Annotated in this window: 19 protein-coding genes, 1 tRNA gene and 2 riboswitches; of the genes, 7 read left to right on the forward strand and 13 right to left on the reverse strand. The window is 68.9% G+C overall.

Annotated features, from left to right (window positions below):
* Positions 1–15: 15 nt before the first annotated feature.
* On the reverse strand, positions 16–444 hold the full coding sequence (locus tag WI26_RS00675) for a pyridoxamine 5'-phosphate oxidase family protein (RefSeq protein ID WP_069224985.1): 429 nt from the start codon (positions 442–444) through the stop codon (positions 16–18).
* A gap of 317 nt (positions 445–761) precedes the next feature.
* On the opposite strand from WI26_RS00675, the gene WI26_RS00680 reads away from it, so the two are divergent.
* The 3 genes from WI26_RS00680 (at position 762) to WI26_RS00695 (ending at position 4379) form a co-directional block, all read left to right on the forward strand.
* Entirely contained in the window at positions 762–2288 is a 1527-nt protein-coding gene (locus WI26_RS00680) for an aldehyde dehydrogenase family protein (RefSeq protein ID WP_069224986.1), read from the forward strand.
* Between the two features lie 328 nt (positions 2289–2616).
* Positions 2617–3159, forward strand: a complete 543-nt coding sequence (locus WI26_RS00690) for a hypothetical protein (RefSeq protein WP_059594323.1) — start codon at positions 2617–2619, stop codon at positions 3157–3159.
* Between the two features lie 185 nt (positions 3160–3344).
* Positions 3345–4379, forward strand: coding sequence for a helix-turn-helix domain-containing protein (locus WI26_RS00695; RefSeq protein WP_059594322.1), 1035 nt, complete (start codon positions 3345–3347; stop codon positions 4377–4379).
* Between the two features lie 60 nt (positions 4380–4439).
* Here the strand turns inward: WI26_RS00695 and WI26_RS00700 are convergent, their stop codons facing one another.
* The 9 genes from WI26_RS00700 to WI26_RS00740 all read right to left on the reverse strand — a co-directional run bounded on the left by WI26_RS00700 (position 4440) and on the right by WI26_RS00740 (position 16829).
* Positions 4440–5534, reverse strand: coding sequence for an ADP-heptose--LPS heptosyltransferase (locus tag WI26_RS00700; RefSeq protein ID WP_069224988.1), 1095 nt, complete (start codon positions 5532–5534; stop codon positions 4440–4442).
* Positions 5531–7246 carry a thiamine pyrophosphate-binding protein gene (locus WI26_RS00705; RefSeq protein ID WP_069224989.1) on the reverse strand — a complete coding sequence of 572 codons (1716 nt, stop codon included), beginning with the start codon at positions 7244–7246 and terminating at the stop codon, positions 5531–5533. Before WI26_RS00705 ends, WI26_RS00700 begins: the two co-directional genes overlap by 4 nt.
* Positions 7247–7406: 160 nt before the next feature.
* Positions 7407–8795, reverse strand: coding sequence for an L-serine ammonia-lyase (locus WI26_RS00710; RefSeq protein WP_060322742.1), 1389 nt, complete (start codon positions 8793–8795; stop codon positions 7407–7409).
* 30 nt (positions 8796–8825) lie between these two features.
* The gene (locus WI26_RS00715) at positions 8826–9962 is read right to left on the reverse strand and encodes an alginate lyase family protein (RefSeq protein WP_069224990.1); all 1137 of its coding nucleotides are present in this window, start codon (positions 9960–9962) and stop codon (positions 8826–8828) included.
* A gap of 152 nt (positions 9963–10114) precedes the next feature.
* Positions 10115–13042, reverse strand: a complete 2928-nt coding sequence (gene gcvP / locus WI26_RS00720; RefSeq protein WP_069224991.1) for an aminomethyl-transferring glycine dehydrogenase — start codon at positions 13040–13042, stop codon at positions 10115–10117.
* A 61-nt stretch (positions 13043–13103) separates the two neighbouring features.
* Complete coding sequence (gene gcvH, locus WI26_RS00725; protein WP_069224992.1) at positions 13104–13484, reverse strand: glycine cleavage system protein GcvH; 381 nt, start codon at positions 13482–13484, stop codon at positions 13104–13106.
* 127 nt (positions 13485–13611) lie between these two features.
* Positions 13612–14730, reverse strand: a complete 1119-nt coding sequence (gene gcvT, locus WI26_RS00730; protein ID WP_069224993.1) for a glycine cleavage system aminomethyltransferase GcvT — start codon at positions 14728–14730, stop codon at positions 13612–13614.
* An 84-nt stretch (positions 14731–14814) separates the two neighbouring features.
* A riboswitch (glycine riboswitch) is annotated at positions 14815–14948 on the reverse strand.
* 31 nt (positions 14949–14979) lie between these two features.
* Positions 14980–15091: riboswitch (glycine riboswitch) on the reverse strand.
* 112 nt (positions 15092–15203) lie between these two features.
* A complete protein-coding gene (locus WI26_RS00735; RefSeq protein WP_059465055.1) occupies positions 15204–15572 on the reverse strand; it encodes a hypothetical protein in 369 nt (122 codons plus the stop codon).
* A 204-nt stretch (positions 15573–15776) separates the two neighbouring features.
* Positions 15777–16829, reverse strand: a complete 1053-nt coding sequence (locus WI26_RS00740) for an oxidoreductase (RefSeq protein ID WP_059531109.1) — start codon at positions 16827–16829, stop codon at positions 15777–15779.
* Positions 16830–17071: 242 nt separating this feature from the next.
* Here WI26_RS00740 and WI26_RS00745 point away from each other — a divergent pair, with 242 nt between their 5' ends.
* Positions 17072–17779 (forward strand): SGNH/GDSL hydrolase family protein, encoded by a 708-nt coding sequence (locus WI26_RS00745; RefSeq protein ID WP_069224994.1) that lies wholly within the window; start codon positions 17072–17074, stop codon positions 17777–17779.
* Between the two features lie 21 nt (positions 17780–17800).
* Here the strand turns inward: WI26_RS00745 and WI26_RS00750 are convergent, their stop codons facing one another.
* Together WI26_RS00750 and WI26_RS00755 are read right to left on the reverse strand one after the other, a co-directional pair.
* A complete protein-coding gene (locus tag WI26_RS00750) occupies positions 17801–18595 on the reverse strand; it encodes an FkbM family methyltransferase (protein WP_059539831.1) in 795 nt (264 codons plus the stop codon).
* 97 nt (positions 18596–18692) lie between these two features.
* A complete protein-coding gene (locus WI26_RS00755; protein ID WP_069224995.1) occupies positions 18693–20132 on the reverse strand; it encodes a glycosyltransferase family 2 protein in 1440 nt (479 codons plus the stop codon).
* Between the two features lie 379 nt (positions 20133–20511).
* Here WI26_RS00755 and WI26_RS00760 point away from each other — a divergent pair, with 379 nt between their 5' ends.
* Positions 20512–22599 carry a UvrD-helicase domain-containing protein gene (locus tag WI26_RS00760; protein WP_059465057.1) on the forward strand — a complete coding sequence of 696 codons (2088 nt, stop codon included), beginning with the start codon at positions 20512–20514 and terminating at the stop codon, positions 22597–22599.
* 88 nt (positions 22600–22687) lie between these two features.
* Here the strand turns inward: WI26_RS00760 and WI26_RS00765 are convergent, their stop codons facing one another.
* Complete coding sequence (locus WI26_RS00765) at positions 22688–23587, reverse strand: c-type cytochrome (RefSeq protein ID WP_069224996.1); 900 nt, start codon at positions 23585–23587, stop codon at positions 22688–22690.
* Positions 23588–23840: 253 nt separating this feature from the next.
* Between WI26_RS00765 and WI26_RS00770 the strand changes: the two genes are divergently transcribed.
* Together WI26_RS00770 and WI26_RS00775 are read left to right on the forward strand one after the other, a co-directional pair.
* Positions 23841–23916 (forward strand) — tRNA-Arg (locus WI26_RS00770).
* 545 nt (positions 23917–24461) lie between these two features.
* The gene (locus tag WI26_RS00775) at positions 24462–26315 is read left to right on the forward strand and encodes a tetratricopeptide repeat protein (RefSeq protein ID WP_081334205.1); all 1854 of its coding nucleotides are present in this window, start codon (positions 24462–24464) and stop codon (positions 26313–26315) included.
* The last annotated feature ends 35 nt before the right edge of the window (positions 26316–26350 follow it).

The following is a 26350-nucleotide window of genomic DNA, read 5'->3' on the forward strand; positions in this document are numbered from 1 at the left end:
CATCGTGCGGCGCAATCACGCCAGCACGAGCGGCGGCAACCCCGCATCGGTCCGCGCGTGCGCGCTTTCCACGTCGACGACCACATGGCGCAGCGCATCGGGCCACAGGTGCGCGCGACTGCCGGCATCTTCATCGATCGCCGCGCGCCCTTGCACGAGCCATGTCGTCTGCCGGACGAAGTCCACGAACAGCAGCGCGATCGCCGGATTCACGAGCAGGTTGCCGATCGTGTTGAACAGGTTGTTGCCCGCGAAATCGGGCAGCACGAGCGTACGGCGATCGGGCAGGTCGACGAGCGGGGCGAACGAACCGTCCGCGCGCGGCTGCCGGCCGCGATACGAGCAGTCGCTGTCGCCCGCCGCATTCGCGGTCGCGACGATCAGAAATGCCTGTTCATGGATGAACGCGACGGCATCGTCGCCGAGTGGGCCCGGGTCGTTCATGGTTCGGTCGGCGCATGGCCGGAGCGTGCGGATCCACGTACCGCACGCAAGCGACGTGCCACGCGGCGAGCGCGGCGCGCGGCGACGCAGGCGCGGGCGCGCTGTGGAAAATCAGAACACCCGCCGCGGCGCCTGTGCCGTCGCGGTGTTCAGAATCGGCACACCCGTTTTGCGTGCGCCGGCACCGCGCGCGGCGGGCGGCCGGACGCACCGCTTCTGTTCCGTCATCAGCCGGTTTGGCACGCATGTTGCGTAAACCGTGCTGCGCGATCCAACCGGCGCTGCATTCACACAAGCACGATGAACAGGAGACATGTATGAACCCGTTTGACCTGAAACAACTGGGCCTCGACGTCGAATATCCGTACCGTCAGCAGTACGACAATTACATCGGCGGCAAGTGGGTTCCGCCGGTGAAGGGCGAGTATTTCGAGAACGTGTCGCCGATCAACGGCAAGCCGTTCTGCCGCGTGCCGCGTTCGGGCGCCGACGACATCGAGGTCGCGCTCGACGCCGCGCATGCCGCGCGCCGCAAGTGGGGCAAGACGTCGGTCGCCGAGCGCGCGAACATGCTGCTCGCCGCCGCCGACCGGATGGAAAAGAACCTGAAGCTGCTCGCGGTGGCCGAGACGATCGACAACGGCAAGCCGCTGCGCGAAACGATGGCGGCCGACCTGCCGCTCGCGATCGACCACTTCCGCTATTTCGCGGGCTGCATCCGCGCGCAGGAAGGCGGCATCTCCGAGATCGACGACAACACCGTCGCGTATCACTTCCACGAGCCGCTCGGCGTCGTCGGCCAGATCATTCCGTGGAACTTCCCGCTGCTGATGGCCGCATGGAAGCTCGCGCCCGCGCTCGCGGCCGGCTGCTGCGTCGTGATGAAGCCGGCCGAGCAGACGCCCGCGTCGGTGCTGGTGCTGATGGAGCTGATCGGCGACCTGTTCCCGGCCGGCACGATCAACATCGTCAACGGTTTCGGCAAGGAAGCGGGCGAGGCGCTCGCGACCAGCAAGCGGATCGCGAAGATCGCGTTCACCGGTTCGACGCCGGTCGGCAAGCACATCCTGCGCACCGCGGCCGAGAGCCTGATCCCGTCGACGGTCGAACTGGGCGGCAAGAGCCCGAACATCTTCTTCGCCGACGTGCTCGACCAGGACGACGCGTTCCTCGACAAGGCGCTCGAAGGCCTCGCGATGTTCGCGCTGAACCAGGGCGAGGTGTGTACGTGCCCGTCGCGGATCCTGATCCAGGAATCGATCTACGAACGCTTCATCGAGAAGGCTGTCGCGCGCGTCGAGCGCATCAAGGCCGGCCACCCGCTCGACCTGCAGACGATGATCGGCGCGCAGGCGTCGCAGCAGCAGCTCGACAAGATCCTGTCGTACATCGACATCGGCCGCGACGAAGGCGCGCAATGCCTGACGGGCGGCGAGCGCACGGCGCCGGCGGCCGAACTCGGCACGGGCTACTACGTGAAGCCGACGATGCTGCTCGGCAACAACAAGATGCGCGTGTTCCAGGAAGAGATCTTCGGGCCGGTCGCGTCGGTGATGACGTTCAAGGACGAGCAGGAAGCGATCGAACTCGCGAACGATACCTTCTACGGGCTCGGCGCGGGCGTGTGGACGCGCAACGGCACGCGCGCGTACCGGATGGGCCGCGAGATCGAGGCCGGCCGCGTGTGGACCAACTGCTATCACCTGTATCCGGCGCATGCGGCGTTCGGCGGCTACAAGCAGTCGGGCATCGGTCGCGAGACGCACAAGATGGCGCTGTCGAACTATCAGCAGACGAAGTGCCTGCTGGTCAGCTACCAGGCCGAGGCGCTCGGGTTCTTCTGATCGCAGGCGCAGGGAGCGATGTGCCGGGGCCGGCCGGGCGGCAGTGCAACGCCGCCCGGTATGGTGGCCGGCGCCGGACGGCGGCGCGTGCGAAACCGGATGGCTGTGCAACGTTCGACGGTCGGGCGATGGCTGCCCTGCCGTCGGACGATGCTCGCCGCGCGGCAGCGCGCCGGCGGCCGATCGCGCGGCACTTCGCTGTTTTTGCCTTTCGTCATTCGATAACGCGGCGTCGGCCGCGCGTCGCCGGCGACCCGCGTCGGTAGCGGCACCGGCCGTCGCGCGTTCGCGCCCGCATCGCGCACCGATGACCCCGACGGAAACCAGCATGGCAGATCCGCCCCGTTCCTATCCGCGTCACCCGGTGTTTCACGCGGGCGAGCTCGACGCGCAGCACCGGTTCGGCGTCGCCGACGAAGCCGAGCGCATGAGCGACGTCGTCACGACGCGGCTGAGCATCGGTGTGCGCCAGTTCGTCGAATCGCAGCCGTTCATGTTCGTCGGCACGACGCACGGCGCCCCGGCGCGCGTGACCTGCGACATCGTGCAGGGCATGCGCGACGCGAACGGCGACCTGTGGCCGGTCGTGCGCGTGATCGACACGAAGACGCTGCGCTTCGCGCTGCCGACGCACGGCGACGGCAACCGGATCGATCCGCTTGCGTGCGACGGCAGCGGCGTCGGGCTGTTGTTCGTCGATTTCGTGCGCGGCATCCGCTATCGGATCAACGGCCGCGCGACGTTGCGCGCCGATCTGCCGACGGCGGACGCCGCACCCTGGCCGTCCGGCAGCCCGATCGTCGAACTGGCGGTCGCGCAGGCATACGGCAACTGCGGCACGCGGGTCGTGCGGCTGCGTCCGGGCGCATAGCGCGTCGCGGGGCCGGCCGCAGCGCGCATGCCGCACCCGCGCGGTGCGTGGCATGCCGCCTCCGGGTGCGCCCGCATGGCGCGCGGCGGCCGCACGGCGTGCAATGACGGGCTTGTCGCCGGACCGCGCGGTTCGGCACGGGACTTGCGTATGGGACGCGGGTGCGGGCAGGTGAGGAGAACACGATGGGTCAACGAGTGGAGTGCATGGCGGAACCGACGGCTGAGAACACGCGGTGCAGCGCGCAGGGTGACGACGCGCTCGCCGGCCGGGCCGTGGTCAGCGTTGCGCACGACGCCGACGAGCAGGCGCGCAACCTGATCGGCTGGCGGCAGACCTACGACCAGCTCGCGGCCGGCCGCTTCGTCGGCACGCTGACCGAGCTGCCGCTCGACACGATGAAGCTGTTTCGCGAATCGACCAGCCACCTGCTGCGCCAGGCATGCGAGGTGCGCGGCGACGCGTACTGGTTCGGCATTCCGCTGGCCGGCGACGGCACCGCGCGCGTCGATGCGTGCCGCATCGGGCCCGGTGCGCTCGCATTCCGGCCGGGCAATGTCGAATTCGAGCTGCTGACACCCGCGCAGTTCTCGATCTACGGCGTGGTCGTGCGCGGCGACGTGCTGCGCCGCTACGCGGAGGAAGTCGAACGCCGCGCGCTCGACGAGCGGCTGTTCACGCAGCGGGTGATCCAGGCCGGCGATACGCGGCTCGCGCGCCTGTGCACGTTGCTCGGCCGCCGGCTCGACGGCGCGGCGGCCGTAGGCGGGCCGTTGCCCGACGCGCAGCGCGACGAGCTGCAGGCCGAGGTGCTGGCCGCGCTGTTCGATGCATGTGCGCAACCGGCGGACGATGGCGCCGGCGGCGCACCGTCTACCCGGCGCTGGATCGTCGAGCAGGCGCGCGAGTACGTGCTCGCGCACCGCACGCGTCCGGTCGGCGTGCCCGAGCTGTGCGAGCAACTGCACGTGAGCCGGCGCACGCTGCAGTATTGCTTCCAGGACGTGCTCGGCATGGCCCCCGCGACCTACCTGCGCACGCTGCGGCTGAACGGCGCGCGGCGCGACTTGTGCGGGCGGGCGGCGGGTTCGGTACAGGACGTCGCGGAGGCGTGGGGCTTCTGGCACCTGAGCCAATTCGCGACCGACTACCGGCGGCTGTTCGGCAAGCGGCCGTCGGAGACGCTGCGCGAGCGCGCGGTGACGGTGGCGGCTGGCTGAGCCGGACGGCGGCGCGTGGCAGCCGCCGCACGCTCGATCTTTCGGGCGATTGTCGTTTTTCTATCGGGACGTAGCCGTCGCGTCGCGCGGCGCGGGCCACGGCACCGCATCCCAGTCGATCGCCTGGTAAGCGGCTTCGACCGCCGCGAGATCGCCCGGTCGCTCGCTGCGGTGCAGCCCGTGCAATTCGGCCGGCACGTCGAGCACGACCGGCACGCAGTGCGGATAGTCGCGCACGCGTAGCGCCGGCCCGATCGTCGTGAAACAACCGAGGGTCGGCACGTCGAAGCCGTCGGCGAGATGCAGCGCGGACGTATCGGGCGCGAACAGCACGCTCGCACCCTTGACCCAGGCAATGAAGCGCGCCGTATCGGCCGCGTCGCGGCTCACGTCGACGTAGGCGGGATGCGCGATCGGGCCGAAGCCGACCACCGGCAGCCCGTAACGCTGCGCGAGTCGCTCGACGAACGTCGCGAGGAGCGCCGGCGGCACGCTGCGCACCGCGGTGCTCGCGCTCGGGCAGAACAGCACGTATGGCCGCCGCCATTTGGCCGGCAGTGCGGGCAGCCGCAGCCGCGCGAGCCAGCGGTTGCGTTTCGCGGCGGCCGGCACCGTGGCCGGATCCGCGCCAAGTGCATCAAGGTAGAAGTCGATCATCGGCTGGCGCGCGAATGCGGGCCAGTACAAGTGATTGCCGAGATCGACGCACGGTGCGTGCGCGGGCAGTGCATCGGCGGCACACGGCAGCGCACGCGACGGCGCGACGACGTCGGCCGCGAGCGCATACAGCGCGTCGACGTAGCGCGGCGCGCGGGCCGGCCGGTACAGCGTGAAGCGCAGGCCCGGATGCATCGCGCGCAGCGCGGCGAGCGCCGTCAGCCCGATCACCGAGTCGCCGAGCGTGACGCCCATTCCGTTGATCACGTGCACGTCCTTCATGCGGTCGTAGTCGAGCCGGAACGGTTGGTGGACGCCGTGCAGCAGGCCGAGCGCCGGCGCGGCGGGCACATGATCCTCCGCCGGGCCGCCGCCATGCTCGAGGTCGTACGGCGCGACGAGCGTGCCGTCGGGCGCGAGCAGCGTGCCGGGATAGGCGAGCGCGTCGTCGCGCGACAGCGCGAGGCCGGCTGCGGCGATACGCAGTTCCACGGTCATGCGCCGCGCGCCCGGCGGCCCTGCTCGCGGATCTGCTCGCGGATCTGCTCGAGCGTCGCGGCCGGCGTGCTGGCGTCCTGCGGAATCCGGATCTCGATCAGCGCCGGCAGCCCGCAGGTCAGTGCGCGCTCGAGTGCCGGCGCGAAGTCGGCGGTGCGCTCGACCGTCTCGCCATGCGCGCCGAATGCGCGCGCATACGCGGCGAAATCGGGATTCGTGAGCCCGGTGCCGTGCACGCGGCCCGGATAGTTGCGCTCCTGATGCATGCGGATCGTGCCGAAATGCCCGTTGTTGACGACGATCGCGATGATGTTCAGCCCATACTGCATCGCGGTCGCGAGCTCGTTGCCGGCCATCATGAAGCAGCCGTCGCCGGCGAGCGCGACCACTGCTCGCGACGGATACAGCGACTTCGCGGCGAGCGCGGCGGGCAGCCCGTATCCCATCGCGCCGCTGGTCGGCGCGAGCTGCGAGCGGAAGTGCCGGTACGCGAAGTGACGATGCAGCCAGATTGCATAGTTGCCAGCGCCATTGGTCAGGATCGCATCGTGCGGCAGGCGTTCGCGCAACTGCACCATCACGTCGCCGAGCTGGACGTCGCCGGGCATCGGCAGCGGCGCATGCCATTCGCGGTATGCGCGATGCGCGTCGGCGGCCGTGCCGGCCCATGCGGGATTCGCCGGCGGTTCGAGCGCGGCGAGGGGCGTCGCAATCTCCGGCATCCCGGACACGATCGGCAGGTCGGCCGCGTACACGCGGCCGAGTTCGTCCGCGCCTTGGTGCACGTGGATCAACGTCTGGCGCGTCTTCGGGATGTCGAGCAGCGTGTAGCCACCGGTCGTGGCTTCACCGAGGCGCGGGCCGAGCACGAGCAACAGGTCCGCGTCGCGGATTCGCTTGCCGAGCGCGGGATTGATCCCGAGACCGACGTCGCCCGCATAGTTCGGATGCGCGTTGTCGAACGTGTCCTGGTAGCGGAACGCGCATGCGACAGGAAGCTGCCAGCGCTCGACGAAGGTGCGCAGGTTCGCGCAGGCGTCGGGCGTCCAGCCGCTGCCGCCGACGATCGCGAACGGCCGTTCGGCGCGTGCGAGCCGTTCGCACAACTCGTCGACCTGCGCGGCCGACGGCGACGCCGCGACGCGCTTCGCGGCCGGCACGACGGGTTGCGGTGCGCATGCTTCGGACAGCACGTCCTCCGGCAGCGCGAGCACGACCGGGCCGGGCCGGCCGGAGGTCGCGACGTGAAATGCATGACTCAGGTATTCCGGAATGCGGCGCGGATCGTCGATCTGCGCGACCCATTTCGCCATCTGGCCGAACATCCGGCGGTAGTCGATTTCCTGGAAGGCTTCGCGGTCGAGGTGCTCGCGCGCGCACTGGCCGACGAACAGGATCATCGGCGTCGAATCCTGGAACGCGGTGTGTACGCCGATCGACGCGTGGGTCGCGCCGGGCCCGCGCGTGACGAACGCGATGCCGGGGCGGCCGGTCAGCTTGCCGACCGCCTCAGCCATGTTCGCGGCGGCGGCCTCGTGGCGGCACACGACCGTCTGGATGCGCGCGGTGTCGTCCGCCAGCGCATCGAGTACGGCGAGGAAGCTCTCGCCCGGCACGCAGAACACGCGTTCGACGTGATTGGCGAGCAACGCATCGACGAGCAGTCGCGCGCCGGTGGTGGCGCGCGGCTCGAGATCCTTGGAATGCGACATGGGCTGCCGTCTCCCTGGGTAGCGGGACGTACAGCTTACGCCTGCGCGTGGCTCGATGAAAGGTGTCGGAACGGGACGTGGTGCGGACAGTGTGTTGTCCGGGTTCGCCGGCAGCCCTTGACGACCGGCCAGCTCACCCCACGTTATCGCCGTAACCGCATCAGCACTCGACGATATTCACCGCGAGCCCGCCGCGCGACGTTTCCTTGTACTTCGTCTTCATGTCGGCGCCCGTCTCGCGCATCGTCTTGATCACCGAGTCGAGCGACACATAGTGCGAGCCGTCGCCGCGCAGCGCCATGCGCGCGGCGTTGACCGCCTTCACCGACGCCATCGCGTTGCGCTCGATGCACGGGATCTGCACCATCCCGCCGACAGGGTCGCAGGTGAGGCCGAGGTTGTGCTCCATCCCGATCTCGGCCGCGTTCTCGACCTGGCGCGGCGTGCCGCCAAGCACGGCCGCGAGCGCACCGGCCGCCATCGAGCACGCGACGCCCACTTCGCCCTGGCATCCCACTTCCGCACCCGAAATCGACGCGTTGAGCTTATACAGAATGCCGATCGCGGCGGCCGTGAGCAGGAAGTCGATCACGCCCTGTTCGTTCGCGCCAGGCGTGAAGCGCGTGTAGTAGTGCAGCACGGCGGGAATGATGCCGGCCGCGCCGTTGGTCGGCGCGGTGACGACGCGGCCGCCGGCCGCGTTTTCCTCGTTGACCGCGATCGCATACAGGTTGATCCAGTCGACCATCGACAGCGGATCCTGCAGCGCGCGCTCCGGATGGCCGGTCAGCGCACGATACAGCTGCGGCGCGCGGCGCTTGACCTGGAACGGGCCGGGCAGGTTGCCGTCGGCGTCCGGGTTGCCGATCCCGCAGCCGCGCGACACGCACGACTGCATCACGGCCCAGATCTTCAGCAGGCCGTCGCGCGTCTCTTCCTCGGTGTGCCACGCGCGCTCGTTTTCCCACATCAGCTGCGCGATCGACTTGCCGGTCGACTCGGTCAGCGCGAGCAGCTCCGCGCCGGTGCGGAACGGATGCGTCATCTGCTCGGCCGCGCTCAGCACCTTCGTGTTCGGCGCGCCGGCCGTCACGACGAAGCCGCCGCCGACCGACAGATAAGTGCGCTCGACCAGCACGTTGCCGTTCGTGTCGGACGCGCGCAGCTTCATCCCGTTCGGGTGCTCGGGCAGCGCCTGGCGGTAGAACGCGATGTTCTCCTTCAGCACGAACGGCACCGGATGCGTGCCGAGCAGCGCGAGCTGCTTCGTCTTGCGGACATCTTCCAGCCGCGCGTCGATCGTGTCGGGATCGACGGTGTCGGGTGCGTCGCCGAGCAGGCCGAGCATCACGCCGCGATCGGTGCCGTGGCCCTTGCCGGTGGCGCCGAGCGAGCCATACAGCTCGACCTTCACGTTGGCCGTCGCGTCGAGCAGCCCGTCGCGCTCGAGGCCCTGGACGAACATCAGCGCCGCGCGCATCGGTCCGACCGTATGTGAACTGGACGGGCCGATGCCGATCTTGAAGAGGTCAAACACGCTGACTGCCATTTCGATTCCTGCCTTGCTTTGAGAATAGTGCTACCGCGCCTGCAATGGCAGGCACGCGGCCAGCCATGCGGGCGGCATGGGGGAGAGCTGCCGCGCGACGCGGGCATAGCGCCCGTCGAGCCGCGCGGCCAGATGAAAGAGTTCGGTGGCGTTTTTCGGGTCCCACTGCCCCGTGTAGCCCGGCAAGCCGGCCTCGCGGCGCTTTGCGTCGAACGGCACCGGCGAATTCACGAATTCCTCATGCGTTTTTTCGCCGAGCGCGTACGGCTCGAGCCAGTCGAGCGCGGCCGCGAGCGTCGCGCCGTTCGCGCCGCGCTCGCGCAGCCAGTTGCGATTGAAGCGGCGCGCGGCGAGTGCGGCCGTCACGAGCGGCTGCAGGTCGTACACCGCGTAGTGCAGCGCGTCGCGTTCCTCGAAATCCCAGGTCTTGCCGTCCGGGCCGATGTTGTCGGCGAGATGCTCGACGAACAGCCGCTGCGCGGCGTTCATCATCTTGCGGTCGCCGAGCGTGAACGCGGACAGCGCGATCAGCTTGATCCGGTGGCTTTGCCAGTTGTTGCGCCAGGTGCCGGCGAGCGGGCGCTTCTGCGCATCGATCTGCGCGACGTAACCGGCGCCGAGCTTCGCGATGAATGCCGCCGTCGCGTTGCGCGTCTTGACCGGCAGCGCGCTGGCTGTCATGTCATACGCGACGATCAGGCTGTCGAAGCGCGTCTCGTCGATCGGATTGAAGCTTGGCTGATAGGTCGAGACCCACGCGGACAGAAAACGGTCGACGAGCTGCAGATAGCGCGGCGCATTGGTCACGCGCCACGCGAGCGCGGCGTCGCGCATCAGTTCCATGTCCTTCAGTGCTTCGGCGCTCTGGTCGTAGATGCCTTCGTGCGGCAGCGTGCCTTCGGTATGCACGCGCGCCATCGCCTTCGGCTGCTCGCCGAGGCGCGCGTCGACGCTGCGGATCAGCGCCTGCACGCCCGGCTCGGCCTGCGTTGTCTCGCTCGCCTGCAACGCGGGCGCCGCGCAGAAATTCATCGCCGCACGCGCGCTGCCGGCCGTGCCGAGGCCGGCGGCGGCAAGCGACAGCGACGCGACGAGCAGCGGCACGAAGCGGCGCGTGCGCGGCTGCTCCTGCGTTGCACCATGGCCCGGAAACATCGGACGCACCATGCGGAACTCCTTGATTGGCTGGATCGCGTGTGATGTTAGCCGGATTGGCGGGCAAACGTGAATCGATCGGACTGGCGGCGAACGCAAAAACCGCACGCAACCGGTGGTTGCGTGCGGTGTGGTCATGGCCGGACTCCGGTACGCGGCGGGCGTTATGCGTATTCCGACATCGGCACGCACGAGCAGAACAGGTTGCGGTCGCCGTACGCGTTATCCGCACGGCCGACCGGCGGCCAGTACTTGTTCGTGCCGAGCGATGCGACCGGGTACGCTGCCTGCTCGCGCGAGTACGCGTGCGGCCATTCGTTCGCGGTGACGACGGCTGCCGTGTGCGGTGCGTGGCGCAGCGGGTTGTCCTCGCGATCGGCGCGGCCTTCCTCGACTGCGCGGATTTCCTCGCGGATCGCGATCATCGCGGCGATGAAGCGGTCGAGTTCTTCCTGCGATTCCGATTCGGTCGGCTCGACCATCAGCGTGCCCGGCACCGGGAAGCTCATCGTCGGCGCGTGGAAACCGTAGTCCATCAGGCGCTTCGCGACGTCGTCGACGCTGATGCCGCTCGTTTCCTTGAGCGGACGCAGGTCGAGAATGCACTCGTGCGCGACCAGCCCGCCCGGGCCCGAATACAGCACCGGGTAGTGCGGCGCGAGACGCTTGGCGATGTAGTTCGCGTTGAGGATCGCGGTTTCGGTCGCAGCGGTCAGGTTCTTCGCGCCCATCATCGCGATGTACATCCACGAGATCGGCAGGATCGACGCCGAGCCGTACGGCGCGGCCGACACCGCACCGATGCCTTCTTCGCCGCGTGCATAGCCGGTCGAACGCTGGTTCGGCAGGAACTTCGCGAGGTGCGCGCCGACCGCGACCGGGCCGACGCCCGGGCCGCCGCCGCCGTGCGGGATACAGAACGTCTTGTGCAGGTTCAGGTGCGACACGTCGCCACCGAACTGGCCCGGCGCGGTCAGGCCGACCATCGCGTTCATGTTCGCGCCGTCGACGTACACCTGGCCGCCGTGCGCGTGCACGATCTCGCAGATTTCGCGCACGTTCTGCTCGAACACGCCATGCGTCGACGGATACGTGATCATGATCGCCGCGAGGTCGTTCGCGTGCTGCTCGGCCTTCGCCTTCAGGTCGGCGATGTCGACGTTGCCCTGCGCGTCGCACGCGACGACCACGACCTTCATGCCGGCCATGTGCGCGGATGCCGGGTTCGTGCCGTGCGCGGATGCGGGGATCAGGCACACGTCGCGATGCGCTTCGCCGCGCGACGCGTGATACGCGTGGATGATCAGCAGGCCCGCGTATTCGCCTTGCGAGCCGGCGTTCGGCTGCAGCGACACGGCCGCGTAGCCGGTGGCCGCGACGAGCATCTGCTCGAGCTGGTCGATCATCTCGCGATAGCCGACGGTCTGCTCGGCCGGCGCGAACGGATGGATCCGGCCGAATTCGGGCCACGTGACCGGCAGCATTTCCGACGTCGCGTTCAGCTTCATCGTGCACGAGCCGAGCGGGATCATCGAGCGGTCGAGCGCGAGATCCTTGTCCGACAGGCTGCGCAGGTAGCGCAGCATTTCGGTTTCGGAATGGTGACGGTTGAACACGTGGTGCGTCAGGTACGCGCTCGTGCGCTCGAGGCCGGCCGGCAGCGCCGCGGTGCCGCCGAGGCCCGCGTCCAGCGCGTCGACGGCCGGCGCAGTGCCGCCCGCGGCCTGCGCGAACACGGCGAGGAGATCGGCGAGATCGTCGCGGGTCGTCGTTTCGTCGACCGATACGCCGACTTGCGTGTCGCTCACGCGGCGCAGGTTGATGCGCTTGCCCTTCGCGAACTCGTGAACCTGCGCGGTGCGCGCGCCGGTTTCGATCGTCAGCGTGTCGAAGAACGTGTCGTTGACGGTCGCGAAGCCGAGCTGCTTCACGCCGGCGGCGAGCAGCGCCGCGATGCGGTTCACGCGCAGCGCGATCGTCTTCAGGCCGTGCGGGCCGTGGTACACCGCGTACATGCTCGCCATGATCGCGAGCAGTGCCTGCGCGGTACACACGTTCGACGTCGCCTTCTCGCGGCGGATGTGCTGTTCGCGGGTCTGCAGCGCGAGACGCAGCGCGGCCTTGCCCTGCGCGTCGACGGTCACGCCGACGAGGCGGCCCGGCATCTGGCGCTTGAATTCGTCGCGCACGGCCATGTAGGCGGCATGCGGGCCGCCGAAGCCCATCGGCACGCCGAAGCGCTGCGTGTTGCCGACCGCGACGTCCGCGCCCCATTCGCCCGGTGGCGTCAGCACGGTCAGCGCGAGCAGGTCGGCCGCGACGACGACATGGCCGCCCGCCGCGTGGATCGCTTCGGTGAGCGCGCGGTAGTCGCGCACGTCGCCGTTCACGCCCGGGTACTGGAGCAGCACGCCGAACGCGTTGGCCTGCGCGGCGTCGGCCGCCGGGCCCGTCTTGACCTCGATGCCGATCGGCAGCGCACGCGTGCGGACCACTTCAAGGGTTTGCGGCAGCACGTCGTCGGCGACGTAGAACACGTTCGACGCCGGCTTGCCGGTGCGCTGCAGCAGCGTCATCGCTTCGGCCGCGGCCGTTGCTTCATCGAGCAGCGACGCGTTCGAGATCGCGAGGCCCGTGAGGTCGGCGACCATCTGCTGGAAGTTCAGGAGCGCCTCGAGGCGACCCTGGGAAATTTCGGGCTGGTACGGCGTGTAGGCCGTGTACCACGCCGGGTTTTCGAGCACGTTGCGCAGGATCACGGCCGGCGTGTGCGAGTCGTAATAGCCCTGGCCGATATACGAGCGGAACACCTGGTTCTTGTCCGCGAGGGCGCGCAGCGCGGCGAGGGCTTCGGCCTCGCTCTTCGGTTGCGCGAACGGGCCGAGCGGCAGCGTTTCGGCGCGGCGGATCGAGGCCGGGATCACGGCGTCGATCAGGGCGGCGCGCGACGCAAAGCCGAGCGTGTCGAGCATGGCCTGCTGGCTGGCGGCATCGGGGCCGATGTGGCGTTCTGCGAACGCGTCGTGCGTTTCGAGCGCGGCGAGCGAGAGGGGCGTGCGGTTCATCAGGCGGTCCGGGTGTTCGAGCTTCATGGCGTGACTCTGGTCCCGCGCGGGCCGGCTGGGCGGCCGCGCGCGGTTCGGGTAGGGAAAATTAGTCGATCAGCTTGCTGTACGCGTCGGCGTCGATCAGCTTGTCGGTCGACGCGCCGGCCGCGAGCTTGATCTTGAAGAGCCACGTGCCGTATGCGTCGCTGTTCACTTCTTCCGGCGAGTCGGCGGCTTCTTCGTTGATGGCGACGACCTCGCCGGACACCGGCGAGTAGATGTCGGATGCCGCCTTCACCGATTCGACGACACCGACGGCGTCGCCCGCGTTCACCGACTTGCCGACTTGCGGCAGTTCGAGGAAGACGATGTCGCCGAGCGTGCTCTGCGCGTGATCGGTGATGCCGATCGTCAGCGTGCCGTCTGCTTCGGTGCGGACCCACTCGTGTTCGTCGGTGTACTTCAGATCGGCCGGGACGTTGCTCATCGGATGCTCCTGGATAAAAGGGTGTGTTCGTTATGCTTGGCGCGCCGCCGGGGCGCGCCGGGTGTGGTTGCGCCGGGCGCCACTTCCCGGCTTCCCGGGACGCGGCCTCCCGGTCGCGTCCCGATCGTTACGCAGCGAGGACCTTGCCGTTGCGCACGAACGGCAGTTTTACCACGCGCGCGGGAAGTTGCTTGTCTCGAATCTGCACATGAACGGTGTCGCCGATCCGGACGGCCGCCGGCACGCGCGCGAACGCGATCGATTCCTGCATCGACGGCGAGAACGTGCCGCTCGTGATCTCGCCTTCGCCGTGCGGCGTGACGACCTTCTGGTGCGCGCGCAGCACGCCGCCGGCCTTGCCGTTTTCCTTCTGGAGAATCAGGCCGACGAACGCGGCGCGCGAGCCGTCGCGCTCGAGCGCGGCGCGGCCGACGAACTCGCGCGGCGCCGACAGGTCGACCGTCCACGCGAGGCCCGCGTCGAGCGGCGATACCGTGTCGTCCATGTCCTGGCCGTACAGGTTCATGCCGGCCTCGAGGCGCAGCGTGTCGCGCGCGCCGAGCCCGCAGGGCCGCACGCCGTTTTGCTGCAGCGCTGTCCACAGCGCTTCGACGTGCACGGCCGGAACGATCACTTCGAAGCCGTCCTCGCCGGTGTAGCCGGTGCGCGCGACGGTGAGATCGCCGAACGGCGTGCCGGCGACCTGCGCGGCGTTGAACGGCTTCAGTTCGCTGGTCGCGGCGCGCGCGGCGGGCACCGTCGTCCAGACCTTTTCACGGGCGTTCGGGCCCTGAACGGCGACGATCGCGAAATCGCGGCGCGGCGCGATGGTCAGGCCGTAGCCGCCTTGTTCGTTGAGCTGGTTGAACCACGCGATGTCCTTCTCGGCCGTGCCGGCGTTGACGACGACGCGGAAGAAGTCTTCGGTGAAGTAATAGACGATCAGGTCGTCGACGACGCCGCCCTGCGGATTGAGCAGGCACGAGTAGAGTGCCTTGCCGGGAGTCTTGAGCTTGCCGACGTTGTTGGCGATCGCGTGTTCGAAGAACGCGCGCACGCGGCTGCCGGTGAAATCCACGACGCACATGTGCGACACGTCGAACATGCCGGCGTCGGTGCGCACGGCTTCGTGCTCTTCGATCTGCGAGCCGTAGTTGACGGGCATGTCCCAGCCGCCGAAGTCGACCATGCGGGCATTGAGCGCGCGGTGCGCGGCGTTGAGCGGGGTTTGATTCAGTGCAGTCATCGAGGCCTCAGGCAAGGCGCTTGCGCGCGGGTCAGAACGGCCATGTGCCGACCGCCGCGGCCGCGAGCCTGCGAGCGATGCGATACATGCCCCTCTGTCCTCGATACCTGAGAGATTGCGCCGCGGCGACAAGCCGGCGAACGCGCGCCCCTTCGGTGGGCAGCCTGCCCGCGCTGCATGTGCGCAACGGGCTACTGCCGCTCTCCAGAGTGCGGGGAGTGCGGCCCGCGCGATGCGCGGACGGGATTCCCCGACGCGGTCGGTCCTTTTGCCTGAGAGTTTGCGGGTGTGCCCCTTCGGCGGCGCAACCGGCGTTGCTGATAGCGAACTACGCGGTCACACGCTCTCCCGACGCGTGCGGGCGACTGTACGCGAGCGGGTGGGCATTGTCAATTTGCGCAAAAGAATGTCGCTTCGCGACAAGCGGCGGCGCGGGATCGCCGCCGCTTTCGCTGGCGCCCGCATGGCCGGTATTACTCGCCGATCGCGCGCGCGGCCGTGTCGAGTTCCTGGTTCAGCACGCGCTGCTCGTCGCCGGACAGGCCGCCGTTGTGCTGCGCCGACATGTCGTTCGCTTCCTGGCGGATCACGTCGAGCCGGTGGTGCAGCTGCGCGCCGTACGGCGGCGGGTAGTAGCCGCCGTTGACGCGTGCGTCGACGCGGCGGTGCAGGTTGTCGATTCGGCCCTGAACCTCCTGCAGGCGGTCGTTCGCGACGACCTGCGGATTCGGCCGCGGCGGGGGCGGGGGTGCCTGTCGGGCCGGCCGCTGCGGCTGCACGATACAGGCCGCGAGCGAGGAAACCAGGACGCAGCATGCCGCTGCGCGAATCAACCGTTGCATCACATTCTCCTGACGGTTTGGTGTCGGATCGACTTTTTGAGAAACGCATCAGACCGGGCGAGCGCTGACTTTCGTTCCCGCACCATTTGTAACGGAATGTTCGGGATCGTGCCGTCGCGGCGGCTGACGCGTGGCCGCTGCCGGGGACGGCGCGGTGCGCGACGGCCGCCGAGGGCGGGACCGCGCCGCACCGGCCGGCGGCGGTCAGACGGTGCGGCGCACGAACGGTACCCGGCGGCCTTCGTGTTCGCTTTGCGCGGCGAGCTCGATGATCGTCATCACGTCGACGGCGTCCTGCGGCGTGACCGGGAACGGCGCACCGTCATGGACCGACGAGGCGAGCGCGCGGTAAAACTCCGCGTACTGCCCGTCGAGCGTCGGCACCGGCCGCTCGACCTCGACTTCGCCGTCGAGCACGCGCAGCACGCCGGGCGGGTTGCCGCCGCCGAACTCGACGTGGTCCGGCGTGAGGCCGGCCTTCAACTGGTCTTCCTGCGTGTCGAGCCCGAACTTCTGGTAGCTGCCGCGCGTGCCGTGCAGCGTGAAGCGCGCGGGCTCGATGGCCGACAGCGCGCTCGCGTGCAGTGCGACGTCCTTGTCCGGATAGCCGAGCAGCAGATGCACGAAATCGGGCGCCGTGCCGTTGTCGCGGCGCGTCTTGACCGTGGCGCTGACCGTTTCCGGCAGCCCGAACAACGCGAGCGCCTGGTCGATCAGGTGCGGGCCCAGGTCGAGCAGCAGGCCGCCGCCGCGTGCGGGCTCCTCGCGCCAGCGCGTGCGCGGGGTCGGCCGGAAGCGGTCGAAGTGCGACGCGAAATACGTGAGCCGGCCGAGTTCGCGGGATTCGACGATGCGCCGCACGGTGAGGAAGTCGCCGTCCCAGCGGCGGTTGTGGAATGGCGCGAACAGGCGGCTGCGCGCGTTCGCGAGCCGCGCGAGCGCCAGCGCTTCGTCGGCGGTGAGGGTGACGGGCTTGTCGACGACGACGTGGCGGCCGGCTTCGAGCACCTGGCGCGCCAGCGTGAAGTGCGTGTCGTTCGGCGTGGCGATCACCACGCAGTCGATGTCGTCGAGGCCAAGCAGCGTGTCGAGATCGGGGACGATGCGTGCGCCCGGGTATGCGGCGCGCGCGCGATCGGGCTGCCCCGTCGCGATCGCGGCGATCTCGGTGCGACCGCTCGTGGCGATTACGGGCGCGTGGAACGTCGCGCCGGCGAAACCGAAACCCATCAAACCAATCCTGAGCAATGACGACATGGCAATCCTTGGCTGCGTACGAGGGGGCAAAGCGCAGCGGCCACCGGCCGCGCGGACGGCTATTGTGGCACGGCGGCACGCGCGCGAGCGGGCGTTGGCCGAACGGGCAGGGAACCGGTGCGCGTGCGCACGACCCGGCCGAATGGCGGGACACGCGCCGCCGGCGCGCGAATCCGACACAATGAGGGCCATTCCGGCGCGTGTCCCGCGTCGCCTGCCTGCCTCGTTACCGGATCGAAACCATGGGTTATCCGCTTGCCACCGCCGCCCTGGGCCCGTTGCTGCTGATCCAGGGGCGGCGCGTGCGCCGCATCACGCCGCGGCTCGCCGAGGCGGCGGGCCCGCGCGACGGCACGGCCGGGGACGGGCCGCCGCTGCGCGTGCTGGTGCTGGGTGACTCGGCTGCCGCAGGCGTCGGTGTCGCGTCGCAGTGCGACGCGCTGTCCGGGCAGCTCGCCCGTGCGCTCGCGGCATCGCACCGCGTGAGCTGGACATTGCTGGCGCGCACGGGGCTGACTGCCGAGGAGCTCGTCGAGTGGCTTGCCGCCGAGCCGGCGCGGCCGTTCGATGCGGCGGTCACGTCGCTGGGCGTGAACGACGTGACGGGCGGTGTGTCGCCGGCACGCTGGCGCGCCGCGCAGGCGGCGCTCGTCGACCTGCTCGCCACACGGTTCGGGGTTGCGCACGTGATCCTGTCGGCGGTGCCGCCGATCGAGCGCTTTCCCGCGCTGCCGCAGCCCCTTGCGTGGTATCTCGGCCTGCGCGCGAGGCGGCTCAACGCGACGCTCGCCGAGTGGGCCGCGACGCAGCCGCGCTGCACGTTCCTGCGCGTCGCGCTGCCGCTCGAGCCGCACCTGATGGCGGCGGACGGCTTTCATCCCGGCGCGGCCGCGTGCGCCGCCTGGGCCGCACAGGCCGCCGACGCGCTCAGGCAGCGCCTGCGCGCGTGACGGCGCGCCGGATGCGAATCGTCAGCGGGTGCGGTTCATCCGGATCACGCCGTCGGCGCCGGTCTCGAAGCTGACCTGCCGCGCGAACGACGGATGCTGAGCGACGAGCTCATCGCCCATCGCGAACCAGGTGTAGCCGAGCGTCTTCAGGTAGTCGAGCAGCGCGGCGCGCTTTTCCGAGAACCATTCGAGGTTCCAGGCCTCGAGCAGCAGCGGCGGGAAGCCGTGCCGTTCGAGAAAGGCCGTGCCGCCTTTGAGCACGTCGAGCTCGAGCCCTTCGACGTCGATCTTGATCAGCGCAGGCGACTTCGGGAAGTTCAGCGTGTCGAGCCGTGCGATCGGCACGTCGCTCGGCTGCTGGCTCGCGACGGTCTCGACCGAATTGCGGCGCATGTTGAACTGTTCGTCGAGCGAGAAGCCGCCGATGTTGATCGAGCGCGAATAATCGATCGCGGGCAGCGGGATGATGCCGTCCTGGTTGCCGATCGCGACGTTGAACGCGTGCACGTTCTCGAGCCGGTTCAGGAACACGTTGCCGCACAGCTGGTAATAGACGATCCGCTGCGGCTCGAACGCGTAGACCATGCCGCCCTGCGCGGCGATGCTCTTGGCGACCGGCACCGCGTAGGCGCCGAGGTTCGCGCCGATGTCGAGGACCAGCGGCGCTTCCTCGTTCGCGTAGAACATCTGGCTGATGGTCAGCAGCGACGCGTCCCAGGAGCCGTTGTAATAGAGGTTCGCCGAAATCGCGTCCCGGGTCGCGAACAGCAGGTAATCGGCGTTGTCGGTCTTGACGAGGTTGACTCTGGGTAGCATGGCGCGAGATGTCAGGGTTGTCGGGCGAAGGGGACGAGGAGGGCGGCGTACGTGCATCGCGCGGCGGCGCGCGGACGCTCGCCGCCCCTCCCGCGTGTCAGGCGAGGTAGTTCGACCACTTCTGGTGTTCGCGGTAGTACTGCTCCTCCGCGTCCGTCAGGCCGGTCTCCTTGTACCAGGGGATGTGCTTGCAGGTGTAGCGGCCCGCGAACCGGACGCCGCAGAGATGCGAGTCGCGGCGGAAGTAGCGCTTGTTGTAGACGGCGAACGTCGTATCGATCGGCGCGTTGTAGATCGGGTCGCCGCCCGCCGTGCTGCCGATCTGGTGGCGCCAGAAATTCGCCTCCCATTCGAGCGTGGTGTATTGGCGGTCGCCGCAGAAGAGCGTCGTTTCCTTCATCAGCTCCGGTTGCGAGATGTCGAGCGCGAAGCCGGCCTTGCCGGCCTGGAATGCTTCGGTCGCGTCGATCAGCTCGAACAGGAATTCGGGCGGCAGCGCGTCGTTCAGTTCGAGGTCCGGGTCGGTCACGCAGAAGAGGTCCGGCAGGCGCGCGTAGTTCGCGTCCGACAGGAACACGTCGCGCGGGCCCGCGTTGCGATCGAGGCGCACGACGGTCGCGTCGTCCTGCACGCTTTCCAGGAACGCCAGCATGTCCGGCGCGCTCGACGCGTTGTCGACGATCACGATGTTGCGCAGGCCGCGCGCCTTCAGCTGAGCCACCATCCGGCGCGTATAGGTCGGATTGTTGAAGGTCGGGATCAGCACCGGCACCGTGGCGACCAGACCGCCTGCGAAATGCCGGAACTGACGGCTGCCGGGCAGCGTCGTGCAGAGCGTCGCGTTCGGCACCAGCGGCATCGCGACCGGCTGCGGCGCCGGCGCGGATTGCATCACATGCGCCTCGAGGTCCGCGAGGTCCTGCCGCGTGTCGGCGTCGTCGGGCATCAGCGCGGCGGCCTTGCGCATCGGCGCGAGGGCTTCCGCGTGGCGCTCCTGTTGAATCAGCGTAACGGCCAGCGCCCGCCAGCCGAGCCCGACGTCGGGCATCCATTCGGTCAGCTGGGTCGCGATGCCTTCCGCCTGCGCGAATTGCCGCTTGTCGAGCAGCGCCGCGAGCGTATTCATGAATTCGGAGAGGACGGCCGCGAGTTCGTCGGCGGTGGCCGACGGCGCATCGGCCGCCGCGAGTTCGAGCGACAGCGCGTCGATGCCGTGCGTGCGGGCCTGCGCGACCAGCGCGCGCGCCGCATCCATCTGGTTGTCGCGCGTCAGCGCGTCGATGCACGCGATCCAGTAGCGCCGCTGCGACGGCTCGGTCGCCACCGCGGCCCGGAAATGCCGCAGCGCGGCGTCGCGCCGGTCGAGCTGTTCGAGCACCGTCGCGAGGCGGAGGTGCGAATCGGCGTGTTCGGGATGCGCTTGCAGGATCTGGCGGTAGGCCTGCTCCGCGTCCTGAAGCGAGCCGGCGGCGTGAAGCGCGGCGGCGCGGGCCAGCTCGGCCTCGGAAACGGGAGCGGCGATGACTGTGTCATTCATGGCGGCGGAAGTCGGTGACGGCGAATGAAGGGGCGCCGGCGCGTACTCGCCGACGTTTCGCGTATGTTGCCGCTGGGGGCCGCGCGGCCATGGATCAAACAGAGGGGAGATTTGCTGCCTGTTCGAATGTTCGGCGGGCGTCCGGCGGCGCGGGCCGCGCACGCGACGCGCGCCGGGAAAGGAAGCAGGAACGGGCGCGGAAAAAGGGGCGCGAAGTCTACCCGTGCCGCGCGTCGCCGCCCGGCGGCGGCGTCAGCCGCCGGCCGCCGCCGACGTGTTAACATGCGCGTCCTGCCCCGCGTGTCCGCCTGCAATCCAGGCCTGCCGCGCGCGGCATCCTCCCGGCGTTCCGCCGTCAACCGCAACATCATCCGTCATCATGTCCGCAGGCCTCAACCCCGCTCAGAACGAAGCGGTGCGCTACCTCGACGGTCCCTGCCTCGTGCTCGCCGGCGCGGGCAGCGGCAAGACCCGCGTGATCACGCAGAAGATCGCGCACCTGATCGAAGCGAAAGGTTTCGAGCCGCGCCACATCGCGGCCGTCACGTTCACGAACAAGGCCGCCGCCGAAATGCGCGAGCGCGTGTCGAAGCTGCTGGAGGGCAAGACGCTCACCACGCCCGGCAAGGAAGGCCGCAAGGTGCCGGTGAACCAGCTCACCGTGTGCACGTTCCACTCGCTCGGCGTGCAGATCTTGCGCCAGGAGGCCGAGCACGTCGGCCTGAAGCCGCAGTTCTCGATCATGGATTCGGACGACTGCTTCGGGATGATCCAGGAGCAGATCGGCACCACCGACAAGGGCCTGATCCGCAAGATCCAGAGCACGATCTCGCTGTGGAAGAACGGCCTGATCATGCCCGAGGAGGCGATGACGATCGCGGCCAACGAGGACGAGCACCAGGCGGCGCTGGTCTACCGCAATTACGTCGCGACGCTGCACGCGTACCAGGCCGTCGACTTCGACGATCTGATCCGCCTGCCGGCCGAGCTGTTCGCGAAGAACGAGCAGGTGCGCGACCGCTGGCAGAACAAGCTGCGCTACCTGCTGATCGACGAATACCAGGACACCAACGCGTGCCAGTACGAGCTGCTGAAGCTGCTCGCCGGCCCGCGCGCCGCGTTCACGGCGGTGGGCGACGACGATCAGGCGATCTACGGCTGGCGTGGCGCGACGCTTGAGAACCTCGCGCAGCTCGGCAAGGATTTCCCGAAGCTGCACGTGATCAAGCTCGAGCAGAACTACCGGTCGACGGTGCGCATCCTCACCGCCGCGAACAACGTGATCGCGAACAACCCGAAGCTGTTCGAGAAGAAGCTGTGGTCCGAGCACGGGATGGGCGACTCGATCACCGTCACGCCGTGCAACGACGAGGAACACGAAGCCGAATCGGTCGTGTTCCGGCTGTCCGCGCACAAGTTCGAGCGGCGCACGCAGTTCCGCGATTACGCGATCCTGTATCGCGGCAACTTCCAGGCGCGGATCTTCGAGCAGGTGCTGCGGCGCGAGCGGATCCCGTACGTGCTGTCGGGCGGCCAGTCGTTCTTCGACAAGGCCGAGATCAAGGACCTGTGCGCGTATCTGCGCCTGATCGCGAACGCCGACGACGATCCCGCGTTCATCCGTGCGGTCACGACGCCGCGCCGCGGGATCGGCAACACGACGCTGGAAGCGCTCGGCTCGTTCGCGGGCCAGGCCAAGGTGTCGCTGTTCGAGGCCGTGTACATGGGCGGGATCGAGGCGCGGCTGTCCGCACGGCAGATCGAGCCGCTGCGGATGTTCTGCGACTTCATCCAGCGCCTGACCGATCGCGCGGACAAGGAGCCCGCGACCGTCGTGCTCGACGACATGATGGAGGCCATCCACTACGAGGCCTATCTGTACGACGCGTTCGACGAGCGGCAGGCGCAGTCGAAGTGGCAGAACGTGCTCGAATTCCTCGAATGGCTGAAGCGCAAGGGCACCAAGCCCGAGGCGGAAGCCGTCGACGGCGAGGCCGACGGTTTCCACAACGCCGACGGGCTCGCCGATACCGGCAAGAACCTGCTCGGCCTGATCCAGACCGTCGCGCTGATGTCGATGCTCGAAGGCAAGGACGAGGATCCGGACGCGGTGCGGCTGTCGACCGTCCATGCGTCGAAGGGGCTCGAGTATCCGCACGTGTTCCTGGTGGGTGTCGAGGAGGGGATCATGCCGCATCGCGGCGGCAGCGAGGACGACGGCCCGATCGACAACGAACGGATCGAGGAGGAGCGCCGGCTGATGTACGTCGCGATCACGCGCGCGCAACGCAGCCTGCATCTGAACTGGTGCAAGAAGCGCAAGCGGGCGCGCGAGACGGTCGTGTGCGAACCGTCTCGCTTCATCCCCGAGATGGGCCTGGACGAAGCGCCGCCGCCGACGCCGGAGGAAGCGCCGATGACGCCGAAGGACCGGCTCGCAAGCCTGAAGGCGCTGTTGCAGAAGTGACGTGCGCGGCGGCCGGGCCGGCCGTCCCGGCAACGAAAAACCCCCGCGATGCGCGTGCGCCGCGGGGGTTTTTTCTGGCCGGCGGGTGTTACTTCGCGGCGTTCACCATGTAGTCGACGGCCGCCTTCACGTCGGCGTCGGACGCGTTGGACCCGCCCTTCGGCGGCATCGCGCCCTTGCCGTGCAGTGCGTAGTTGTAGACGGTATCCATCGAATCCTTCAGGCGTGGCGCCCAATCCTCCTTGCTGCCGAACTTCGGCGCGCCGAGCACGCCGGCCGCGTGACACGCCTGGCAAACCTGCGTGTACAGCGCCTTGCCGGCCGATGCGGCGTCGGCGCTGGTCGGCGCGGCCGCGGGCTTTTCGCCGGCCTTCGGAATCGCGGCGATCGCGGCCATCGCAGCGGCGGCCTGTGCGTTCGATGCATCGGCGCCCGATGCGCCTGCCGCACCCGCCGCGCCGCTCGCCGCCGGTGCCGCATTGGCGGCCGGGGCAGCCGGTTCGGGGAAGTTCGCGCCGTCGTTGTTGGCCATGTAGACGATCGCGCGCGCGATTTCATAGTCGCTGACGTCGTCGGGATTCGTGCCGCCACGCGGCGGCATCGCGCCCTTGCCCGACAGCGCCGTCTTCAGCAGCGTGTCGAAGCCCTGCGAGATGCGCGGCGCCCAGTCGTCCTTGTTGCCGAACTTCGGCGCGCCGGCGGCGCCCGTGCCGTGACAGGTCACGCACACGGCCTTGTAGACTTCCTCGCCGGTCTTGTACGTGCGGGGCGCGTTGGCGTCCTTCACGTCGACCTTCGCGAGCGGTGCGATTCGCGCGGCGACCTGTTCGTCCGATAGCGCGTCCGTGCCTGCGCCGGAACGGAACGCATGGTTGGCGTAGGTGGCAAACAGGACGATCAGGGCGATCGGAATCGCGAATGATGCGATGACGACGGCAATCAGCTGCCCGGGGGTTTTGACGGGAGATTCGTGGGGTGCTTCGCTCATGCTTGCCTCGTCTCCGTGAATAGGAATTGTGAGCGCGGTGCAACGGCAAAATGGCAGTCCAATGAAGCACGGACGATTATAGACGGAACGTTTACATCACGGCGAGCGGCGCGAAGGCGCGTGTTTACCCGCACGAATTGGGGGCCCGACGGGGATTCTGCGGGCAAGGTGGACGCTTCATGGGAAACCGGGTATCCTTGCCGTCTTGCCAATGGTGGGCGGCCGGTTTATTGGGGTCGTTTCACTGTCACACGCGCCCGTAGCTCAATGGATAGAGTACTGCCCTCCGAAGGCAGGGGTTGCTGGTTCGATCCCAGCCGGGCGCGCCAAATAGCCTGATTCCAGGTACCGAATTTCCCCGATCCGTTTTTCCGAATTCACTGAAGCGTCGCATCGCGCATTCGTTCGCGTCCGCATGGCTTTCCCTCGTCGTTTCGTCGCCAGACCGTTGTGCGAGACGCCAACGCAACGACAACTCCAGGCGTCGATCGCGGTGGTCGTCCGCGCATCGCGCGGACTCTCGAGTCGCCACGGACCGCCCCGGCATGAACGATCAAGACCCGATCAGTCATGGGCCCGAGCGCGCCCCCGACACGCCCCCCTCCCGCGATGCGACGAATTACGGGTGTTTTGCTCGACTGATCGTCCCTTCGAAACACGGCGAACGTCGCGACAATATCCGCGAGTTTCCTGCCGTCGGCGCCGATGCGTCGGCGTGTCCGCGCCCGCCTTTCATGCGACCGGCGCCCCCGTCTGATGGCGCGGGCGCCGGCTGTCGCACGCCTGAAGCGCCGTCCGGGCATCGTCCGGGGCTATCGCCCGGGCGGCCGGCTCGTCATCCATGCCTGTCGCAGACCCAGCGGAAGCCCGGCCTATGAACGAAAACCTCCTCGAACGCGGACACCCGTCCGGCAGCGTACGGGAACCGTCCGACGGCCTGTCCGGCGCGGACACGCCAGTCGAGGCATTGCTGACATGCGCGCTCGAACATTACGACGCAGGCCGGCTCGATGCCGCCGGGCGTCTGTGCCGGCAGGTTCTGCAACGCGAACCCGAACGCGCCGACGCGCTGCACGTGCAAGGACTGCTCGCGTTTCGCCGCGGCGACTTCGACGGCGCGGTCGCGGCGATCGCGGACGCGATCCGGCGCGATCCGCAGGCACGCTATTACTACAACCTGGGCACCGTGATGGCCGCGCACAACCGGCCCGCGGCGGCGGCCGAGTGCTTCCGGCAGGCGCTTGCGCTGCAACCGGACGACCCCGATGCGTACAACAACCTCGGCAACGCGTTGCGCTCGCTGAAGGATTGCGAAGGCGCGGTGGAGGCGCTGGGCACGGCGATCCGGCTGCGGCCCGACCACGCGCAGGCCTACAACAATCTCGCGAACGCGATGCTCGATGCGGGCGAACTGGAGGCCGCGCTCGATGGCTACCGCGCCGCGATCGCGTTGCGGCCGGACCTTCTCGAGCCGCACGACAACCTGCTGTTCGCGTTGAATTACAGTGCGGCCGCCGCGCCGCAGGTTCATTTCGATGCCGCGCGCCGTTACGGCGCGCAGGCCGCCGCGCGCGCGGTGCCGTACCGCTCGTGGCCGACCAACGACGGGGCGAGACCGCTGCGGGTCGGCATCGTATCGGGCGATCTGAAGCATCACCCGGTCGGCTATTTCCTCGAAAGCGTGCTGCGCGCGACCGATCGCACGCGCGTCGTGTTCGTTGCATATCCGACCCGCGACATCAAGGACGACCTGACGCAGCGGCTGCGCCCGCTGTTCGCCGGCTGGACGAGCGTCGCCGCGCTGAGCGACGAGGCCGCGGCCCGGCGGATTCGCGATGATGCGATCGACATCCTGGTCGACGCGGCGGGCCACACGATCTTCAACCGGCTCGCGCTGTTCGCGTGGAAGCCGGCGCCGGTGCAGGTTTCGTGGATCGGCTATGTCGCCACCACCGGGCTCGACGCGATCGATTACGTGCTGGGCGATCGCCACGTGCTGCCGGCCGACGAGGAAGCGCATTTCGTCGAGCGGCCGTGGCGCCTGCCCGACAGCTACCTGTGCTACACGCCGCCGCGCGATGCGATCGTGCCCGGCCCGCTGCCGCAACTGACCGGCGGCACGGTGACGTTCGGCTATTTCGGCAAGCTCGGCAAGATGAGTGACGCGGTCGTGCGCGTGTGGTCGCGGGTGCTCGCGGCGGTGCCTCGGTCGCAGCTGCTGCTCAAGGCGAGCGAGCTGGCCGGCGCGTATGCGGTGCGCCGCACGCGCGAGCGGTTCGCGCAGCACGGTATCGATCCGGCGCGGCTGCTGCTCGAACCGAATGCGCCGCGCGGTGAATACCTGGCGTCGTACCGCCGCGTCGACGTGATGCTCAGCCCATTTCCGTATTCGGGCGGCACGACGACCGCAGATGCGCTGTGGATGGGCGTGCCCGTGCTCGGCATCCGGGGCGACCGGTTCGTCACGCATATCTGCGAAAGCCTGCTGCGGACGGTCGGCCTGTCCGACTGGATCGCGCGCGACGAAGACGACTACGTCGCGAAAGCCGCGGCGTTCGCGACCGATCCGGCGCAACTGCGGCTGCTGCGGACCGGCCTGCGCATGCAGTTGATCGCATCGCCGCTGTGCAACGCGCCGCGCTTCGCACGGCACCTCGAGGACGCGTTCCACGGAATGTGGGCTCGTCGTGCGGACGGAGCTGGCGATGTCGCCGGCTCGCACGACTGACCGATCGACCGAACCGCGCGCGAACGACGAAACGA

It is taken from the genome of Burkholderia diffusa, from assembly GCF_001718315.1.
Classification (GTDB): Bacteria; Pseudomonadota; Gammaproteobacteria; order Burkholderiales; family Burkholderiaceae; genus Burkholderia; species Burkholderia diffusa_B.

Excerpts from the sequence above, each read along its gene's own strand:
- WI26_RS00675 (WP_069224985.1), bottom strand. The coding sequence starts at position 444 with ATGAACGACCCGGGCCCACTCGGCGACGATGCCGTCGCGTTCATCCAT.
- WI26_RS00680 (WP_069224986.1), top strand. The coding sequence starts at position 762 with ATGAACCCGTTTGACCTGAAACAACTGGGCCTCGACGTCGAATATCCG.
- WI26_RS00690 (WP_059594323.1), top strand. The coding sequence starts at position 2,617 with ATGGCAGATCCGCCCCGTTCCTATCCGCGTCACCCGGTGTTTCACGCG.
- WI26_RS00695 (WP_059594322.1), top strand. The coding sequence starts at position 3,345 with ATGGGTCAACGAGTGGAGTGCATGGCGGAACCGACGGCTGAGAACACG.
- WI26_RS00700 (WP_069224988.1), bottom strand. The coding sequence starts at position 5,534 with ATGACCGTGGAACTGCGTATCGCCGCAGCCGGCCTCGCGCTGTCGCGC.
- WI26_RS00705 (WP_069224989.1), bottom strand. The coding sequence starts at position 7,246 with ATGTCGCATTCCAAGGATCTCGAGCCGCGCGCCACCACCGGCGCGCGA.
- WI26_RS00710 (WP_060322742.1), bottom strand. The coding sequence starts at position 8,795 with ATGGCAGTCAGCGTGTTTGACCTCTTCAAGATCGGCATCGGCCCGTCC.
- WI26_RS00715 (WP_069224990.1), bottom strand. The coding sequence starts at position 9,962 with ATGGTGCGTCCGATGTTTCCGGGCCATGGTGCAACGCAGGAGCAGCCG.
- gcvP (WP_069224991.1), bottom strand. The coding sequence starts at position 13,042 with ATGAAGCTCGAACACCCGGACCGCCTGATGAACCGCACGCCCCTCTCG.
- gcvH (WP_069224992.1), bottom strand. The coding sequence starts at position 13,484 with ATGAGCAACGTCCCGGCCGATCTGAAGTACACCGACGAACACGAGTGG.
- gcvT (WP_069224993.1), bottom strand. The coding sequence starts at position 14,730 with ATGACTGCACTGAATCAAACCCCGCTCAACGCCGCGCACCGCGCGCTC.
- WI26_RS00735 (WP_059465055.1), bottom strand. The coding sequence starts at position 15,572 with ATGCAACGGTTGATTCGCGCAGCGGCATGCTGCGTCCTGGTTTCCTCG.
- WI26_RS00740 (WP_059531109.1), bottom strand. The coding sequence starts at position 16,829 with ATGTCGTCATTGCTCAGGATTGGTTTGATGGGTTTCGGTTTCGCCGGC.
- WI26_RS00745 (WP_069224994.1), top strand. The coding sequence starts at position 17,072 with ATGGGTTATCCGCTTGCCACCGCCGCCCTGGGCCCGTTGCTGCTGATC.
- WI26_RS00750 (WP_059539831.1), bottom strand. The coding sequence starts at position 18,595 with ATGCTACCCAGAGTCAACCTCGTCAAGACCGACAACGCCGATTACCTG.
- WI26_RS00755 (WP_069224995.1), bottom strand. The coding sequence starts at position 20,132 with ATGAATGACACAGTCATCGCCGCTCCCGTTTCCGAGGCCGAGCTGGCC.
- WI26_RS00760 (WP_059465057.1), top strand. The coding sequence starts at position 20,512 with ATGTCCGCAGGCCTCAACCCCGCTCAGAACGAAGCGGTGCGCTACCTC.
- WI26_RS00765 (WP_069224996.1), bottom strand. The coding sequence starts at position 23,587 with ATGAGCGAAGCACCCCACGAATCTCCCGTCAAAACCCCCGGGCAGCTG.
- WI26_RS00775 (WP_081334205.1), top strand. The coding sequence starts at position 24,462 with ATGAACGAAAACCTCCTCGAACGCGGACACCCGTCCGGCAGCGTACGG.